The organism is Sulfuricurvum sp. (assembly GCF_028710345.1).
Lineage (GTDB): Bacteria > Campylobacterota > Campylobacteria > Campylobacterales > Sulfurimonadaceae > Sulfuricurvum.
The window spans coordinates 1-18,978 of the sequence record NZ_JAQTUH010000022.1 but is presented as its reverse complement, the minus strand read 5'-3'; the positions used below and the strand labels follow the sequence as shown (position 1 = coordinate 18,978).

Here is an 18,978-nt window from a genome sequence, read left to right as displayed (position 1 = left end):
GATTTTTATATACTGGATTTGCCGAATGATAGCATCCTATGGCATCTAGATTATACCCTCTTTTGCGTATATGAGAGCTGAGCAAAAGTGCCCCAACATAGATGTTGACTTGCGGGTCCAGTAAAGAATCACGCGTAACGCCGACTTTTGAGAGACGTCGTAAATGAATAGTGTTGATTTGCATTAAACCAATATCGGATGTCCCATTTTTGTTGTGATTAATTGCATTAGGATCCAGAGAGCTCTCTATCGTAGCAATCCGCTTTAGCAAACTCGGATCGATACCGAAATCACGGCCCGCTTCGGCAAATAAATGATCATAGGAAGTAGCCCAGAGAAGCATTCCATACAAGAGTATTATCAATATTTTCACAACAATTCCCACCTCTTATTCATAAAATAATTATAAAATCTTAGTAGTAAATATTCACTGAAATGGGTAATTTTAAGTTATGAACAGAGATAATCACATACTTTAAAATTAATTAGGTATTTACATTGATTACTTCGTTACTACTTATTAAAATCTTTATCAGCTTTATAGCATCATTTATATTTATTCAATTGATTATCCATTTTGCCCCAAAATTAGATTTGGTAGATATCCCTAATCATCGCAGTATGCATAAACACGTCACCCCGAGAGGTGCAGGTATCGGTATCATATTTGGTGTAATCTTATCCGATATTTTGACATTAAACCCTATCGTTTATTCCCATATAATCGTTTTTTTTGCTATCTTTATGGTTTTTATCATCGGTGTATTGGATGATCATCGTGATACTGCACCAAAAACCAAATTTATTATAATTTTTATCGCAACATTACTCCTCTATCTCGATCATATATCTATCAATACATTGGGACGATTTTTTGGTTATGATCTTTCATTAGGGTGGTTTGCGCTCCCTTTTACGATGTTTGCCGTTGCAGGATTTACCAATGCCCTCAATCTCACTGATGGCTTAGATGGACTTGCAGGAGGGATAAGCATTATCATCCTCGGTGCTCTATGCTCCATCGGATATGAACACCATGATTTATTTATCGTATCGGTATCCCTCTCATTTATCGCAGCTATAGCCGCATTTTTAATCCTGAACTGGCATCCTGCAAAAATTTTTATGGGCGATAGCGGATCACTTACTCTGGGATTTGTAATATCCGTCCTTTCTATCAAAGCCCTACCCTACATGCAACCGACTTCAATACTCTTTCTTGCAGCACTCCCGATTATGGATACGCTCATCGTCATGATACGTCGTAAACGTCATGGGTACTCTATGTTTACCCCTGATAAACTCCACTTACACCACATCATCCTCAATTTTTTTCAAGGTGATGTCAAAAAAACTGTTTTTATTTTGCTTCTCTTGCAAGGGATTTATTCGGTGATGGGTATCGATTTTAGCGACTACCCGCGCCAGCGTTATACACTTTTATTATATGGCTTAAACGTTACCTTTTTCTACATGATCCTAAATGGTATGATTGCGAAACAAAACCCATTTTCTACACGTCGAAAAATACGAAAAAAAAGAAATTAATTAAGGGAGTTCTTTAAGCTCACAAACTAACCAGATACTCTTTGACATCTTCATTTTAACGTTTAAAATCATCTTCTATACGTACAATATCATCTTCTCCTGTGTATTCACCTACTTGTGCTTCAATCAATACTACCGGGATCTTCCCTTCATTTGATAGACGATGGAGTTCACCCATCTTGATATATGTAGATTCATTTGGTCGAATGTTTTTAACCTCATTACCTACAGTAACTGTCGCAGTACCACTCACGACTATCCAATGCTCATTTCGGTGAAAATGTTTCTGAAGACTTAAACGTTTTCCTGGTTTAACTACGATTCGTTTAATTTTATACCCAAGTGTATCCTCTAAAACCGTATATGTTCCCCATGGACGATGAGCTGTTAAATGTATATTATGCAATTGAGAATTTTGTTCTTTAAGCTTTTCAACTACTCTTTTAACTTTTTGTGACGAACCCTTCTGAGAGATCAACAGTGCATCACCCGTATCTACGATGATAAGATCATTAATATCGATGGTAGCGATTTGACGTTCTTGACCATAAATTAAATTATTATGACTGTCTATGTTAATATGATAAGGATTCAACGTGTTGCCGTTTGTATCTTTTGGCAATTCATCATAAAGTGCATCAAAACTACCAACATCACTCCAACTGATGTCGCTTGGAATGACTTTTACTAACGTACTTTTTTCCATAACAGCATAATCAATACTCTCATCGGAAATTGCAGCCATATCATCATATTTTATCCGAATCATCCCTTCATGTGTAGCGTTATCAAATGCAATTTGAGACAACGAATATATTTGAGGTGAATGTTTTTTTAATTCACTTAAAAATACTCCTGCCTTAAAACAAAACATACCGCTATTCCAATAATAATTACCTTCTTTTAGATACTTTGTTGCTACTTCAAAACTAGGTTTTTCATGAAATGCCTTCACATCATATCCGGAAGCTTCGATATATCCGAACCCTGTTTCAGCAAATGTCGGCGCAATACCGAATGTTACAAGATAATCTTGCTTAGCTAAAATTTCTGCTTGTATTAATACTTTATGATAAGCACTTTGATCTTTTATCAAATGATCAGACGGTGTCACGAGAACAATAGTCTCGGGTGATAGTGACATACATGCTAATGCAATTGCAGGAGCAGTATTACGTCCAATCGGTTCTAATATATACTTTCCATTCTGACGATCCAATTCTTCGAGTTGATCAAGTGCCAAAAAATATTGTTCTGCATTTGAAACAATGAGCTGAGAATCACAAATAACGGCATTACGTTCTACAGTCATCTGAAAAAGAGACTGATTTTCAAAAAGTTTGACAAATTGTTTTGGCATTAAAGTACGACTGATCGGCCATAATCGCGTGCCACTTCCGCCACAAAGAATTATATTGGTCATTATTTTCCTTTATACTCAAATAATTTTGCATATTTACTAGCGATCATTTTCCAACTATAATGTTCTTTAGCAAATGTATACATCGATAGACCTAATATTAAAATTTCTTTATCAGAAATAATCTCTACAATTTGTTTCAACTCATTACTATTATTAAAATATAATGCACAGTTATCCGTAGTCTCTCGATTATATGTTACACCAAAAGCAACAATTGCTAAACCTAAATGCATTGCTTCCACCAAAGAGGGATTTGTCCCTCCGGCACTGTGTCCATGTACATATATTGTGCAATTACTTCGTAATTGATTCAAAATATTTTGATCATAAATTGGATTAATTAAATAAATATGAGGATACACCGAATATTGTTCCTTAAGTGTTCTGCCATATTCACTATTTTGCCAATTTCCTACGATTACAAGAGACATTGTAGTTATCTCTGCGAATGCTTCTAAAATCATATGAACATTATTTTCAGGCTCTATACGACAAACTTTAAAGGCATAACGACCGTTAAGAAAAGTATACTTTTGACGAGATTCTGATGTAACTTCAACTTTTTTAACATGATCAGCACCATAAGCAATCAAAGTGCTTGATTTACCATATTCACTCATTACATAGTCTTGGATAACTTTATTATCTGTGACTACATGATCACCATAATTAACAGCCATTTTTTCAGAAAACTTGAGAAAAATTTTAACTTTTTGACTCCATTTTTCCCGTTTCCACTCTAATCCATCAATATTTACAATAATTGGTTTATGATAAAAAAGTTTTAACAGTGGTAAAAAAAAACAGCCTGATACACCAAGAATAAGCATCACATCACTTTTACTCTTGGCAGCATGTATCATAGATAAAATGTCATATATAATACTCTGAGCACCATTAGCATTGAATGGTAAATAAACGAGACTCGCATTATTATGATTATCTAGTTTTTCAGTATATGCTTTACTACTGCAATACACACTAAATTTATAATAACCACCTAACTCTCTTGTTAAATATTCTACCAGTGTTTCAAATCCACCATATTTTGCAGGAATCCCAACTGTGCCTACAATTGCGATTTTCATTGTTTATTACCTTGTATGAATTCTTTTTTTAATGACTTATAAGTGCTCGTTTGATTATTGTTATATTGTAATTCGTACGTGCCATTTTGTTGTAAAAACGCATCATATCTAATATCCCAACCTTTCCAAAATCCACCAATATTAAAATAAAACCAACTCCAATTGTTTTGTTTAAATATTTCTATCACATCTTTTAAATATTGATCCCTCTCCTTGGCCCATCTTACACTACTAAAACCACACACGGAAACGGGAACATTGTATTTTGTTTGAAATTTTATTAATGGCGCTAGATAATCAACTGATGAGGATTTATTCCAATATAGCCATGGCCGTACAAATCCAGGATAACTAACATGATCAGGATAAAGCTTAATCCCCTGATGCGTAAAATTTTGTGGTGCATACATATGCATATTATAAATAATTTTATTATCATTGAATGGTACAAAATTCTCATATCCTTTAGGTTCTCCCCAAGGTCCAGGTTCAAAAATCATATATACGCTTTTATCTTTATTCCGTACTGTCTTTAGCATTTCATTAAATATGCTCACCCAATTATTTGGTGCATGTGCTTTAGCATTTTCAATAATTGTCGGTTCAGCAATAAATTGATATGCCAAAATATGATTGTCTTTTAAAAAATCAAGTGTGTAATTGATATCTTGATATATACTATCTATACACCTAGGATTACTCCAATATTGTACTGATTGCGAATTTTGGCACTCTTGTATATCAGATGAGAAATCATCAAAGCTAATTATCGTTTTAATATTTTGTTTATTCAAACGTTTACTAATCGCACTTGCCCATTCTAAGTTCATACGCAATGCTTCTTGTGCGTTAACATTTTCACGCTTCATTACTAAATTATTCTGAAACATGATAATAACATAAGGGATTTTTTCGTCTACAATAAAATCAATAGCTTTTGGATCATATTTGTAAGAGCTAGCCATTATATCAATACCTTTCCATGGCCAACCACTAGGTAATTGTTCAGCGAACAACGTGAAATTTAATACAAATAAAATTAAAAAGAAAATTTTCATATTAATGACTAATTATATCAATGTAATTTTTTGCAATATCGTTCCACCCGTATTCTTCATCAATAGTTTTTAACCCATTTTTGGCAATTACATCTGATAAAATTGAGTCTGAAAAATATACTTTTAACTGTTGAGCCAGATCATCTGAATCTTCAGTATTAAATAATAAACCGTTTTTACCATTTTCCAAAATTTCTTGATTAGCCGGAAGATTTGAAGCTATAACAGGCAATCCATGGCTCATTGCCATAAGTAGAACACCACTTTGATAGATTATTCTATAGGGCAATACATTAACATCAGCAGTAAAAAAAAGTTTTTCTCTCTCGGCATCATCTATGAAACGGATCATCTTAACGACTCGTTGCTGTAACGAATATTTTTCTATCAATTCATCATAATACGAAAAATCATCCTTCCAAGGTTTGCCTGCAATAATGAGTTTAATATCATCTGGTATTTTATTCATCGCTTCAAGCAGGATATCAAGTCCTTTTACTTTTTTGATTTGTCCGAAAAATAAAATGTATTTTCCATCTTCATCCAATCCAAGCTCTTGTCGAAGCTCTGTTTTGACTGGACGTTGCCCCACATGATCCAAATAACCTCCGTGTTTTATAATAACAATATTTTCAGGTTTACCAATATGGATGCTTTCAAGTAAAGTTTTATATGAAAATTGGTTATGCACTATAATAAAATTTGCAAGTCGATTGTAAATAATATGTTGAATCAGCATATTATCATTGTCAGCAAAACTGGAAACATCGTGCGAAATAATTGCTATTTTCAATCCAAATAGCTTTGGAATTGCTGCAAATAAAAGAGTTACGATATTGGCGGCAAAAAGATGCAAAATTACTAAATCAGCGTTCACTCGTTTTGCATTAAATGATGCTTTTATCGTTGCATTGAGAAAACTGAAAAGTTTGATTAATGAGTTAGCTTTTGTATGTCCATCAAAAAAAGGTTTATATTCTATTTTATCTGCATCTATTCCTACAAAATTACTGTAAACCGTACAATTACACTTTTGTGTAATAAATCCCTTGGCTAATGAACTAGAATAATAATCCATCCCTGCTTTTTTCCCGACATGATCAATAATTGCAATATGTTTAGTCATTTATCACCCGTTCCCCTATTTTTTTTGCCGGTACACCACCAACAATCCAGTTATCCGGTATATCTTTTGTAACTACAGAACCTGCCGCAACAACAACATTATTACCGATTCTGCATTCTTTACAAATAATAGTATTTACTCCAATAAAAACATTATCTCCAATAATAATATTTCCCGTATAAAAGCTAAACGGAGGCTTGGTAACATCTAAAAAATGGGTGATGATTTTTGTACCTGCAGTAATCCGAACTCTATTACCTATAGTGATATATTCAGGATATATATTATCAAAAGTGACATCTTCACCTATAAATACACTCGATGAATTAACAAAGTTTACACCTGATAACTTAACCAACTTAACACGTAATGAACCGGGTAATATACCTGATTTTGCAAAAGCCAACAACATTTTTCTCACAAAACGTTTGAACCCATAATTTCGCTTTGCTTCTTCACGCATCAGTATTTTCCTTGTACCAATCAGAAAGGTCACGACCGATCAATTGCTCCAATTTTTGTATATCTGGTCGATAAATTTCCAGCAACTGTTGTTTCAGCGTCTCATCCAATTTCGGTTTCTTTTTTGTTTCAAAAAATGTATTTTTTATTTTTTCTTTTATTCCATCGGAAAAAATAAAAGAAAAAATTGTGCGAATAAAATATGATGAATACAATCTATGCACAAAATTACTTTTAGGCATTGAAAAAGCGTTGTGTTCACGTTCAATATTAGGCATAATGGATCGATCTATCTCTAAAAAATCATAAAGATCTAAAATTATTTTTTCTGTATCCTGACGTAAATCTTCCTGAAAATAGATTTTGACTTGTTCTGAGCCAAATAAATCCAAATAGCGTTTTACTTGTTCATAATAAAGTCCCAACTCAACATATTGTTGATAATACAGATGTGCATGTTTATGATGAGTACTTTTATTAACTATTTCATCATAACTTAAAGATACAAGTCCTAATCTATAATCCATTAAATAATGAGAATAACCTCTTTCTACAGGCTCTCGAAGCAACATAATTATTTTAACATCCGGCAATATATCCTTTATCTTTCTCGGAGTATTGGGATAAAAAAGGTAGGATACACTCCCTTCACCAATCGCTTTTGCATTTTCTGCATCAGCAAAAAGTTTTTTATATTCATCCAGATTTTTAGCCTTAAAATCATTGTAATATAAACCTTGTTCCACTATCTCTTCTCTAGAAAAAAAGTTGACCTCTTTGGGTTCACTCATAAAAACTTCCGGATGTTCTGAGAGATAATGATATAAAGAAGTTGTGCCTGCTTTTGGTGCACCAACAATAATAAATGATGGGTACATTTTTTTCCTTTTCTATAAATTTCCAATAAAATTCTTTATCTTTCTATCAACCATCTTCACCAACTGCTCTTTTAAATAATTTGTTATACGCGATTAAAATAAAAAGAGGAATGACATAAGTTACGTAATCAAAATAAAAACTCCCCTGTATTGATCCAATCAATACAAAGATTAGCACGTATTTCAAACTCAAAGGAAAAATATCATTTTTACAAACACTGACGCGCAATACTTTAATAACCATGATAAAAGGAATGATTATTAGTGCGATAAATCCCGAAATGCCGTATACGAATACCCCACCTAAAATTCCAATATCTGATGGGTAAAAGTAACCGAATATTGATTCATAGCCATCATTCCATTGCTGACTAATCTTCCCGGTTCCCAACCATATACTCAAATTATGTGCATTAAAATAATCAAAAACTATTAAGCTTTCAAATATGCGTGCATTGGCAGAAGAATCTTCCGATTCTCCACCGGCTAGAACTTGAAACATCTGTGAATAAAGATTTCCCATTTGCGTTATATACTCTGGCATAATAATCTGAATGATTAAAAGAGCAAATGATACAAAAAGCACAAGCTTTAACATAGTGAGTAAAAATTTTGGTAATGAATAATTAAGCCAATAGTAGAGAAAAAATGTGGCTGCTAAAGTCAGCATATAGCCACGTCCTTGGATAACGAACAAAACATATATCAAAAAAAGAGATAAAAAAATCAAATCGACAGGATTCTTTTTCATAGAATATTTAATAAAATAATAGATCGCACCAAAAGAGATAAAGAAATTTTGAAATTTAAATCGCAATCCCCTACTGCTCGTCATTTGAACGAATTTAGATGCTTCATCGGAATTTTGCAACTGACTCGGGTCAAAAGTAAGAATAAAGAGTGAAAAAATTATGAATGAAGCCCATGCCATAAAAACAAAAGATGCTTCCATTGTCGCAAAAGTTACTTTTTTAGTCATTAAAATATAATAGAACCATATCCCTGTTCCAAAAAGAAGCCAACCTCGTTCAGTGAGAACCCCATAAAGAAAAGGTTGTCCAAACTCTGCGTGAGATCTATACGCACTATAAATAGGGATAGTAATGATTAATATTAAATAATAAAATGATACTTTATTAATAGCTAAATTGTTAACTGTCATGAGCACAACAAAGGCTATCAAAAAGAGTAAAATAAAGGCCAAATAAACTGCCTGTAATTGAAAAAATATAGATTCAAAAGGTGTAGATTCAAAAAATTTCAATGCGAAAATGAATGTTACAATGACCATTAGAGTATAAATATTATTCTTTGATTTAATATTATTCATCATTAGCCATTTTGTTTAACTGCATCATTTTTTTTGCCATTAACATCAATAAAACATCCCTTTTATAAAGGATAGATTCATGAGAATAAATGATTTATATGAGCGTTTGTAGTGTCTTTGAAGTATGATTTTTAAATTTTCTCTGAATAACATGAGCAATAAATATACAGCTTTACTAAATGAAAAATATTTTTTACATCTGTAAACTTTATTTCTCGTCATCATACGTATTGCAAAATCTGATTTAAAAGAGGAACCTTCTTTATTCGTTAACCCCCCAACTTTGTGATAAAAAGTCACATCCGGAAAATAGATCATTTTTTTCTTCATTATATGTGTTGCCCGATAACAAAAATCGACATCGTCTTCATATACAAAATATTTTTCATCCATTAAACCGACATCTTCAATTGTTTGCTTCGTAATAAGCATACAACAAGTTGGCGCATAAGTAATAGTTTGTATGCGATCATATTGACCGTTATCTTCTTCTCTAAACCCTGCATGACTGACATCACATTGGAATATATTATCAAATTCTCCGCCTGCAAACCACAAAATATTTTTTTTATCAAAATAGTACATTTTCGGAACAATGATATCAGCTTGATGTATTTCGAGTGTTCGAGCCATTTTTTCAAACAGAGTTGTTTCAAATAAAGTATCATTATTGAGTAAAAGGATAGATTCACATCCATCCTCAATCGCTTTGACAATACCTTGATTATTACCAGCAGCAACACCTAAATTTTTATCGTTTTGTATATACACAATACGTGCATCATCTACTTCTGAAATTATTTTTGCTGTATCATCATCTGAAGCATTATCGATAACATACAAAATATAATTTGTATGTGTCTGTTTTGCCATCGAATCCAAAAAATCTTTCAGTACATGTGCGCTATTAAATGTTACGGTTACAACTCCTATACTATTCATGTACGCCTTTCATTCGATAAAATTTTCATTACTATCAACTTTTTTCCACATTTTTTTATCTAAATCATATCTTTTTATCATTTTAGCGGGATTTCCTGCAATAACACTGTAAGCAGGAAACGACTTTGTAATCAAAGTATTAGCACCGACAACACAATTGTTTCCCAATTTTACATTAGGCATGATAGTTGTTCGAAATCCTAAAAAACAATTGTCACCAATTTCAATAAAAGAATCAGAATTATCAATCCTAAGCCCTATTTTTCTTGTATCATCAATATCATCATACGGATGATTTACATCAACAATACAACAAAATCCTGTTATAGAACAATTTTTTCCTATGAGTATTTTAGAATGACAAATGATATGAGCACTTTGTTCGATATTAGTATTATCACCAATTTGAAGCAAAGGTTTTTTTTGAGAATTTTTAATAACTTCTATGCGTGCTCCATCACGAATAAATACTTGTTTGCCAATAGATATATAATTCGTATTTGAGAGCAATAGCGGATTCCTAATCACTGATCCCCGACCAATTTTATTAAAAAATGGTTGATAATAAAACTGTGTTTTAAATTTCCAATAATAGTTGGAGAGATAATTCAACTTATCAAACCATGAAAGCGCCAACAAGATTTTAATTTTTTTCATTTACACGAATCCATGCTTGGTTTAAAACATCGTATTTTTTAATTAATTTGGCAGGGCTTCCCGCTATCATAGAATAATCTGGAAACGATTTTGTCACTACCGAATTAGCACCTACTACACAATGCATACCTAATGTCACACCCTGTGAGATAAAAACGTTTCTCCCGATAAATGTATTCATCTTTATTTCAACATCAGCAAAATTCAACGGTTGCTTCATAATATGCCCGCCATTTGGGTCAAATCCATGTGATGCACCTGAAATATATACATTATCACTAATCACACACCCATCTTCTATTACAACCTTCGACATCGCATGCATATGAAAATATTGCCCAATGTATACGTTATGTCCGATTTTGACTATCGGTGAGAAATTATTTCCATGATCCGAAGTAATCGGAAACAGATTGGCATGTTTATGAATAAATACATTATTTCCAATTTCAATATGCTTTATGTTTAACAATTTACGAGGAAAAAGAATAGTAGAACCCTCACCAAAAAATTTTATCCCATACGGCTTATAGAGTAAATTCCTGATAATTTTTTTTATCCATTTCATCATGCTTACCCTTTAATTATCGCTATTAAATATCTTTTATTTATCCATAGAACAAGAAGATTCAAAAGCAAAGAGATACCTAAATCAAAAAAATACAGTTTCTCATAATATCTATAGACTATAAAACTTATACATGCCAAAACAATATTCATACCCATCAGATATAGCCCCAGTTTATTCAGCTCAAGAACAATTTTGTTTTTAATTACAAAAAAGTACAATAACGCCATACTTCCTACCATAGTACTCGATGCATATGCGAATATAACACCATATCCATGGAACATAATTCCCAAAAAGATACCAAAGATAATATTTAAAAGGGCAATAATAATTTGAGATTTTGTATTTTCAATGACATCACCTGTTGCCATATTGGTAAAATAAACTGGTCCTATCAATGTATTTACAAACATTCCCATCACTATTAAAAAAGAAAAATCAATAAAATAGATGTTTAATTCACCTATCCATAATTCTGAAATAAATGGAAGGGATACTGCTAAAATCCCATATACGACAGATGATAGAACGATTAAAATATTGGTTGTTTTAAAATAGAGCCCTAAAACTTTTTTCTTTTCGGTTTCATGTAAATTTGATAACAATGGCACTAATGATTGATTTGCATTTACGATCACACTTCGTACTTGCATGACTAACCTATTTGCCATTTCAAACAAACCTACCATCGATAAATTTCCATAATGACCTAGCATCAGCTTTGATATCGGTTCTAATAACATTGTCATCAATGAGCTCAATTGTAAGTTTACGCTGTACGTAAAGATTTCATTAAAAGTTTCTCGGTGCCATTTATAAGGAAATAAATATAATATCTAAGTGCCTTCGTACCAATAGCCATGAAACAATTAATAATAATGCAGCCTGCACCAATTGTGCATAACCCAGTCCTATAAAACCAAATTCTTTAACAAATAAAATAGCTAAAAGAGCAAACAATACATTGGATACCATCAATATCTTACTTCGAATATCAACCCTTTGTATCCCATCAAAAACAAATACGATCATTATACCTATCACGGATAGCCAGAGAGAGATTAAAGAATATGGTAACAATGCCAAAGCACCAGACATGTAATTTTTGGATACAAACAAAGGCAATAGCATTTGAATCAAGGGATAAGTAACCATTAATAATAAGCTAAGCCCGATCGTAATCGTCACAATGGATGTTTCTATAATTTTATAAACATGCATAATTTCATTTCTTGCTTGATATTTAGAAACGAATTTAACGATACTTCCAGTAAAACCGAAATCTCCTGTTTTTAAAAAAGCGGTAAATGCCATGACAATAGACCATACCCCTATTTTTTCAATACCCAATTCGATAATTAAAAATTTATATAAAAGAAAAAGTGAAATGCTTGATACAAAAATCTGCATCACAGCAAATATGATATTTTTTTTTACCTGTATTTTATTTATCATTTGTAATTAAAACTTGTTATCAAGATAATCTCTGTATGTTTTATGTAATTTATTTTTAAAATTTTCTCCGATGAAAACAATATCATTATGAGTTTCAAAAGATTTAAACTCATCTAACATATCCACAATTTCGCCCAATGTTGTTTGATATAATATTTTCGGGCTATATATATTTCCTGAATCAGTAGATACGGTATTCGCAATATGATTAATAATCTCATCAACAATATCTTGTACATATGCATACGTCATGGGTATCGCTCGATCAAATACCGTAATAGGTAAATCATTAATACTGTTATATATCCATGTTGAAATAGCGGAATTGTAATTAGGTTTACACCCTTCTCCAAAAACATGAGGTAATCTATAAATCCACAAAGGCATACCAGAATGTTTCGCATACTCTTGAAGATATTGTTCAGCCTCTTTTTTTGATCTGCCATATTCATTTTTAAGTAATTCAGCATGAATAGAAGATGTCATTAATAATGGAATTTTCATATTTTTCATTTCGAGTATTTCAACAATTTGTTTTGTCAATAAAGCATTACTTTTTTTCATATCTTCATCACTAGTTGTTGGACGTACTTCGCCTGCTAAATGAAATATAAAATCAATTTCGTGAATATAACTTTTCAAATTATCTAATGAATCATCTCTATTAAACTGAAAAATAACAAAATTATTATCTTTTTCAAGCTTTTTAATCAGGTTCGAACCAATAAATCCCTTGGCTCCTGTAATTAAAATATTTTTTTTCATTGATTTTCCATTTATTTAGTATTTATTTTGAGATAACAACTATTAATATGACATACAGCGTTTTTGCCCACTTTTCACAAAGTAGCTTTCACTACAAACCAAGGATTTAAAAGATTTTCTTTATTGTAAACTACTTTTTCTACCGTCGGATAACTATAAGTCATTTTTCCAGATTCACGTACAATCGCATCAGCTGCAGCAGTATCCCATTCCATAGTTGGAGCCAGACGAGGATAAATATCGGCGCTCCCTTCAGCAACCATACATAGCTTTAATGAGCTCCCTTTTGAAACGCATTCTATCGATTCTGTCAATTGCGCAAGCTGATCAATATACTCTTGTGTTTCTGTACTTAAATGAGATTTACTCGCTACGATACGAAGTTTTTTTTCTGGACTTTGGTTGATAGTCAACGGAAGTTTATGTCCATCTTTAAAAGCACCTTGTCCCTCTACAGCCCAATACATCTCATTTAATGCTGGAGCATAAACAACACCTAATATTGGAATATTTTTGTGAATCAATGCGATATTAACAGTAAATTCACCATTTTTTTTAATAAATTCTTTAGTTCCATCTAACGGATCTACCATCCAAAAATATTCCCATTCTTTACGTTCTTCATAAGAAATCATTTTACCTTCTTCCGAAAGAATTGGGATCTTCTTATCAAGAGCATTAAGGCCATCTTCAATGATATTATTTGCTTTTTTGTCAGCTTCTGTTAATGGACTTTTATCATCTTTAAATTCGACTGAAAAATCTTTTACATATATCTGCATAATAGCGTCCCCTGCTCGTTTAGCAATCTGAACAATATCTTCTATTTTTATATGTTCAATCATTTATATAACCCTTTTCCAGTAAATAATTAATAATCTGATTAACGCATTGATCCACACTGTATTCAGCAGTCGTAATATGAATTTCAGGAGTTGTAGGAGCTTCATAAGGCGAACTAATACCGGTAAACGATGGAATCTCTCCTAATCTTGCTTTTTGGTATAAACCTTTTGGATCTCGTTTTTCACATAAATCAAGCACGGTATCTACAAATACTTCTATAAATTCATCACTCGCTACTAAAGATCGTGCTATTGCACGGTCAGAAATAAATGGGGAAATAAAGGCAGAAAGAACTATAATCCCCGCATCAATGAATAATTTACTCACTTCACCTATACGACGTATATTCTCTATACGGTCCTCATTACTAAACCCCAAATCTTTATTCACACCATGTCTAATATTATCACCATCAAGAAGATAAGTATGTTTACCCATCTCATATAGTTTACGTTCCAAGGCATTAGCAATTGTTGATTTTCCTGAACCGCTTAAGCCTGTGAACCAAATTACACACGGTTTTTGCTGCTTTTGACTACTGCGTTCTTGTTTTGTCACATTATGATGGTGCCAAACAATATTTTTCTCCATATTTATGATCCTTTATCCGCTAATCGATAAATAAAGTTTAATGCCAATAGCAAGCAACACGAATGATAAAATTACTCGTAAAACAACATTTGACAGACGTGATGATAGCATCGCGCCGATGATAACAGCAGGAATAGAACCAATAAGCAGTGTCCCTAATAAACCAAAGTTAACGTTACCAATCAGTAAATGCCCTATTCCAGCGAAAATAGCCAGTGGAATAGCATGTACAATATCGGTAGCAATAAGACGTGAGGGAGTTAATCGAAGCGGATACAAATACGCTAAAAAAACAGCACCTAAAGCACCTGCTCCAACAGATGTCAACGATACAAGAAAGCCAAGGAGAGCACCCGCCATTATTGTTAACGGGGCTTGAAATTTTTTAAAATGTTCTCCATCTGTTGTTCGAAGTTTTCTTCCAAGTGCATGAAGAGGTTTTTGAAAAAACATTCCTGCCGCTGTTATTAAAACAGCAAGAGCAATTGTCATTTTTAAAAATTCTACCGATGAATCATCAATAGGATGCACCTTCATCCAAAGTATAGTCAATGTCGAAGCACTTAAACTACCAATCCATAACCGTTTGACAACCTGCCAATCAATTAGTCCATGCTTATTATGAACTCGTGTTGCAAATATTTTAGTAATAGCAGCAAACCATAAATCAGTTCCTACAGCGGACATCGGAGCAACACCAAAAAATAGTAATAAAAGAGGTGTCATGAGGGCTCCGCCGCCTACACCACTAAGCCCAACTAAAAGTCCTGTTAAAGCACCTGCAAGAATCAGCATGCCATCCATTTTATTTTTTCTCCAAAAGTTTATCGATACCTATACAACCCCATTCAGGGAAATTTTTACGGATAAATGCATTGAGTTCAATTTCAGACTGTGTGTATTCACGATCTACAGGAGATATAATATCCTGATCTCGTCGACTAACATCTATGATCATTCCAGCACCAATCGTAGAATTAGTGATACGATCCATTACAATAAAGCTACCCGTGTAGCGATTATGACTGTATGAATCTGCTGCAATCGGACGATTTAATACTAGTTTGCATGATGCGATATCATTTAATTGAAGACTATCAACTGGTGCTCGTTCATAACTGTTCACATCAACTTTATAATTGATATGTTCAAAACTACCACCAACAACGGTAGTTGCGGATTTAATAAAATAATTTTTACCTGGCATCATTGCTTCTTCGCCCATCCACACCATCATGACTTTTAAACTATTAGAAACACGAGGGAGATAATCCGTATGAACAATCATATCCCCTCGACTGATATCAATTTCATCTTCGGTTGTTAACGTAATCGCCATTGGTGCAAAAGCTTGCTGAAGAGTAACAGTATTCTGACCTTTCTCCAATATATTTGGGGGAATTATTGATTTAATTTTAGTAGTTTTACCAGAGGGAAGCACGGTGATATCATCACCAACTTTAACACTCCCTGAAGCAATTGTTCCGCAAAAGCCCCTAAAATCAAGATTAGGACGATTAACATATTGAACTGGAAAACGAAAATTAATCGAAGTAGAAGTCAACACAGAAGATAATTCAACAGAATCAAGTATTTGCATCAATGGCTTTTCAACATACCATGGCATAAACTCACTCGAGTTTACCACATTGTCGCCTTTAAGTGCTGACATAGGAATATATTGAAAACAAATATTAGTATGATTTGGCAAGTTCGGAATCAATGTTTCATAATCTTTTTTGATAGCATCAAATCGCTCTTGTGAAAAATCAACCAAGTCCATCTTGTTGATAGCGACAACCATATTTTTAATGCCCAGTAGAGAAACGATATAAGAGTGCCGACGAGTTTGTGTCTGTACACCATATCGTGCATCGACAAGAATAATTGCTAAATCTGCCGTTGATGCACCTGTCGCCATATTACGTGTATATTGTTCATGCCCTGGCGTATCCGCAATAATAAATTTACGCTTCTCTGTAGAAAAATAGCGATAAGCTACATCGATAGTGATTCCTTGTTCGCGTTCACTTTGAAGTCCGTCTACAAGAAGTGCCAAATCAATTTCATCACCTTGAGTACCTGATTTCTTACTATCTTTCTCGATAGCTGCAAGTTGATCCTCAAAAATCATTTTAGAATCATGAAGTAATCTGCCGATGAGGGTACTTTTACCATCATCTACACTGCCGCACGTAATAAAACGAAGTAGTTCTTTATTTTCATGTTCTTTAAGATATTGCTCAATATTTTCAGCAATAAGATCAGATTGATGTGCCATTAAAAATATCCCTCAATTTTTTTCTTTTCCATTGATCCTGCTGAATCACTATCGATTAATCGTCCTTGACGTTCAGAAGTTTTTGTAAGGAGCATCTCTTGAATAATTTCAGGTAACGTAATCGCATTTGACTCTACTGCACCTGTGAGTGGATAACACCCAAGCGTACGAAAACGAACTAACTCTTTTTTAGCCGTTTTACGAAGTTCTTCAGGCATACGTTCATCATCAACCATAATCAATGTTCCACCCATTTCAACAACTTCACGCTCCGCAGCGAAATAAAGCGATGGAATAGGTATTTGTTCAAGATAGATATATTGCCAAATATCTAATTCTGTCCAGTTAGAAAGGGGAAATACCCGAATACTTTCACCATTATGATGTCGTCCATTATATATATTCCAAAGTTCCGGACGCTGATTTTTAGGATCCCATCGATGATATTTGTCACGGAAAGAGTAAATACGTTCTTTTGCACGACTTTTTTCTTCATCCCGACGTGCTCCACCAAATACTGCATCAAACTTATAGATATCAAGCATCTGCTTAAGTCCTTCAGTTTTCATAATGTCCGTATGCAATGCAGAACCATGCTCAAATGGATTGATGTTCATCTCTTGCCCTTGAGGATTAACATAGACAATTAAATCCATTCCTACTTCTTTAGCACGGCGATCCCGAAATTCGATCATTTCATGAAACTTCCACATAGTATCCACATGTACAAGTGGAAATGGAGGAGGTGCTGGAGAAAATGCTTTTTGTGCCAAATGAAGCATCACAGAAGAATCTTTGCCAACCGAATAAAGCATTGCAGGGTTATCAAATTCAGCAACTACTTCGCGTATTATATGAATTGCTTCAGCTTCTAATTGCTCCAAATGAGTCATTGTCATATCCTTCATCATAATTTAAATATATTTATTTCTACTCGTATTTTTATAGAGCAACTAAAAATATATGAAATATTTTATTGATCATATTTTTGCCTTATCAAAAAAATAATTTGTTGCTTCAACAAATCCCTCGACACTACCACAATCAAATCGTTTTCCACTAAATTTATAGGCTAATACCATTCCATTTTGCGCTTGTGTCATCAGCGCATCAGTAATTTGGATCTCTCCACCTTTACCAGCCGGAGTATTTTCGATAATACGAAAGATGTCAGGTGTGAGGATATATCGTCCAATAATAGCAAGATTACTGGGTGCTACAGAGGGATCAGGTTTTTCTACCATATTGGAGATTATATAAACACCCTCTGCAATCTCTTCGCCTGCAATGATACCATAACGGCTGGTTTGACTGGGATCAATCTCTTCAATCGCAACGATGGAACATTTAAATTTTGCATAGAGTGCCACCATCTGAGAAAGGACCCCAATATCACCTCCATCGCATAAATCATCTGCCAATATTACAGCAAACGGTTCATTTCCGATAAGAGTCTCTCCACTTAGAATTGCATCTCCTAATCCTTTCATCTCATTTTGACGTGTATAAGAAAAAGTACATTTATCAATGAGAGAGCGAATCTCTGTGAGGTAATGTTCTTTATCAGTTCCACGAATTTGATGTTCTAACTCATAACTGACATCAAAGTGATCTTCTAATGCTCTTTTACCACGGCCTGTGACGATTGCCATGGTATTCATACCTGCTTCAACCGCCTCTTCAACACCATACTGGATAAGGGGTTTTGTGAGTACCGGAAGCATCTCTTTTGGCATTGCTTTGGTTGCAGGTAAAAATCGTGTCCCATAGCCAGCCGCTGGAAAAAGACATTTCTTAATCATAAAAGTTCCCTCTAAATTTTATCAATAACAATTTGGCTTTTTCTAAAGTTATATTCCCCATGCTATCGTCGTCTTTTGATATCCTAGTAAAAATCTCAATTTAATCCTCCGAACCTACGTTCTCGCTGTGCAAAAGTTTTTAGAATAGACTCAAA

At 33.4% G+C, this 18,978-nt stretch carries 21 protein-coding genes; 1 reads left to right on the top strand and 20 read right to left on the bottom strand.

Annotated features, from left to right (window positions below):
- Nucleotides 1-373: lytic transglycosylase domain-containing protein (locus PHC76_RS14035; RefSeq protein ID WP_300210565.1), on the bottom strand; the 373-nt coding region annotated here is incomplete at its 3' end.
- 125 nt (nucleotides 374-498) lie between these two features.
- Here PHC76_RS14035 and PHC76_RS14030 point away from each other — a divergent pair.
- A complete protein-coding gene (locus tag PHC76_RS14030; protein ID WP_300210564.1) occupies nucleotides 499-1,548 on the top strand; it encodes a glycosyltransferase family 4 protein in 1,050 nt (349 codons plus the stop codon).
- Nucleotides 1,549-1,603: 55 nt separating this feature from the next.
- On the opposite strand, the gene PHC76_RS14025 is transcribed toward PHC76_RS14030, so the two are convergent.
- From PHC76_RS14025 to galU, 19 genes are all read right to left on the bottom strand, one after another.
- The gene (locus tag PHC76_RS14025; protein ID WP_300210563.1) at nucleotides 1,604-2,971 is read right to left on the bottom strand and encodes a mannose-1-phosphate guanylyltransferase/mannose-6-phosphate isomerase; all 1,368 of its coding nucleotides are present in this window, start codon (nucleotides 2,969-2,971) and stop codon (nucleotides 1,604-1,606) included.
- Nucleotides 2,971-4,059 carry a DUF1972 domain-containing protein gene (locus PHC76_RS14020; RefSeq protein WP_300210561.1) on the bottom strand — a complete coding sequence of 363 codons (1,089 nt, stop codon included), beginning with the start codon at nucleotides 4,057-4,059 and terminating at the stop codon, nucleotides 2,971-2,973. Before PHC76_RS14020 ends, PHC76_RS14025 begins: the two co-directional genes overlap by 1 nt.
- On the bottom strand, nucleotides 4,056-5,117 hold the full coding sequence (locus PHC76_RS14015) for a cellulase family glycosylhydrolase (protein ID WP_300210559.1): 1,062 nt from the start codon (nucleotides 5,115-5,117) through the stop codon (nucleotides 4,056-4,058). Before PHC76_RS14015 ends, PHC76_RS14020 begins: the two co-directional genes overlap by 4 nt.
- A 1-nt stretch (nucleotide 5,118) precedes the next feature.
- Nucleotides 5,119-6,243: a glycosyltransferase family 4 protein gene (locus PHC76_RS14010; protein ID WP_300210558.1), complete on the bottom strand. Its 1,125-nt coding sequence runs from the start codon at nucleotides 6,241-6,243 to the stop codon at nucleotides 5,119-5,121.
- On the bottom strand, nucleotides 6,236-6,706 hold the full coding sequence (locus tag PHC76_RS14005) for an acyltransferase (protein WP_300210556.1): 471 nt from the start codon (nucleotides 6,704-6,706) through the stop codon (nucleotides 6,236-6,238). The genes PHC76_RS14010 and PHC76_RS14005 overlap by 8 nt, the downstream gene beginning before the upstream one ends.
- Nucleotides 6,699-7,583: a sulfotransferase gene (locus PHC76_RS14000; RefSeq protein ID WP_300210555.1), complete on the bottom strand. Its 885-nt coding sequence runs from the start codon at nucleotides 7,581-7,583 to the stop codon at nucleotides 6,699-6,701. Before PHC76_RS14000 ends, PHC76_RS14005 begins: the two co-directional genes overlap by 8 nt.
- Nucleotides 7,584-7,629: 46 nt before the next feature.
- Nucleotides 7,630-8,916, bottom strand: a complete 1,287-nt coding sequence (locus PHC76_RS13995; RefSeq protein ID WP_300210553.1) for a hypothetical protein — start codon at nucleotides 8,914-8,916, stop codon at nucleotides 7,630-7,632.
- A gap of 42 nt (nucleotides 8,917-8,958) precedes the next feature.
- On the bottom strand, nucleotides 8,959-9,855 hold the full coding sequence (locus tag PHC76_RS13990) for a glycosyltransferase family 2 protein (RefSeq protein ID WP_300210552.1): 897 nt from the start codon (nucleotides 9,853-9,855) through the stop codon (nucleotides 8,959-8,961).
- A 9-nt stretch (nucleotides 9,856-9,864) separates the two neighbouring features.
- Nucleotides 9,865-10,512: an acyltransferase gene (locus PHC76_RS13985; protein ID WP_300210550.1), complete on the bottom strand. Its 648-nt coding sequence runs from the start codon at nucleotides 10,510-10,512 to the stop codon at nucleotides 9,865-9,867.
- Nucleotides 10,499-11,080 carry an acyltransferase gene (locus PHC76_RS13980; RefSeq protein ID WP_300210548.1) on the bottom strand — a complete coding sequence of 194 codons (582 nt, stop codon included), beginning with the start codon at nucleotides 11,078-11,080 and terminating at the stop codon, nucleotides 10,499-10,501. Before PHC76_RS13980 ends, PHC76_RS13985 begins: the two co-directional genes overlap by 14 nt.
- 5 nt (nucleotides 11,081-11,085) lie before the next feature.
- Nucleotides 11,086-11,919, bottom strand: coding sequence for an oligosaccharide flippase family protein (locus PHC76_RS13975; RefSeq protein WP_300210567.1), 834 nt, complete (start codon nucleotides 11,917-11,919; stop codon nucleotides 11,086-11,088).
- Complete coding sequence (locus PHC76_RS13970; protein ID WP_300210546.1) at nucleotides 11,897-12,538, bottom strand: hypothetical protein; 642 nt, start codon at nucleotides 12,536-12,538, stop codon at nucleotides 11,897-11,899. Before PHC76_RS13970 ends, PHC76_RS13975 begins: the two co-directional genes overlap by 23 nt.
- Nucleotides 12,539-12,544: 6 nt before the next feature.
- On the bottom strand, nucleotides 12,545-13,303 hold the full coding sequence (locus tag PHC76_RS13965) for an NAD-dependent epimerase/dehydratase family protein (protein WP_300210544.1): 759 nt from the start codon (nucleotides 13,301-13,303) through the stop codon (nucleotides 12,545-12,547).
- 74 nt (nucleotides 13,304-13,377) lie between these two features.
- Nucleotides 13,378-14,148 (bottom strand): 3'(2'),5'-bisphosphate nucleotidase CysQ, encoded by a 771-nt coding sequence (cysQ, locus tag PHC76_RS13960; RefSeq protein ID WP_300210542.1) that lies wholly within the window; start codon nucleotides 14,146-14,148, stop codon nucleotides 13,378-13,380.
- Nucleotides 14,141-14,740 (bottom strand): adenylyl-sulfate kinase, encoded by a 600-nt coding sequence (cysC, locus tag PHC76_RS13955; protein WP_300210540.1) that lies wholly within the window; start codon nucleotides 14,738-14,740, stop codon nucleotides 14,141-14,143. Before cysC ends, cysQ begins: the two co-directional genes overlap by 8 nt.
- Nucleotides 14,741-14,752: 12 nt before the next feature.
- Nucleotides 14,753-15,544 carry a sulfite exporter TauE/SafE family protein gene (locus PHC76_RS13950; RefSeq protein ID WP_300210539.1) on the bottom strand — a complete coding sequence of 264 codons (792 nt, stop codon included), beginning with the start codon at nucleotides 15,542-15,544 and terminating at the stop codon, nucleotides 14,753-14,755.
- A 1-nt stretch (nucleotide 15,545) separates the two neighbouring features.
- Complete coding sequence (gene cysN, locus PHC76_RS13945) at nucleotides 15,546-17,021, bottom strand: sulfate adenylyltransferase subunit CysN (protein WP_300210538.1); 1,476 nt, start codon at nucleotides 17,019-17,021, stop codon at nucleotides 15,546-15,548.
- On the bottom strand, nucleotides 17,021-17,914 hold the full coding sequence (gene cysD / locus PHC76_RS13940; RefSeq protein ID WP_300210536.1) for a sulfate adenylyltransferase subunit CysD: 894 nt from the start codon (nucleotides 17,912-17,914) through the stop codon (nucleotides 17,021-17,023). Before cysD ends, cysN begins: the two co-directional genes overlap by 1 nt.
- Before the next feature lie 87 nt (nucleotides 17,915-18,001).
- Nucleotides 18,002-18,823, bottom strand: coding sequence for a UTP--glucose-1-phosphate uridylyltransferase GalU (galU, locus tag PHC76_RS13935; RefSeq protein WP_300210535.1), 822 nt, complete (start codon nucleotides 18,821-18,823; stop codon nucleotides 18,002-18,004).
- Between the last annotated feature and the right edge of the window lie 155 nt (nucleotides 18,824-18,978).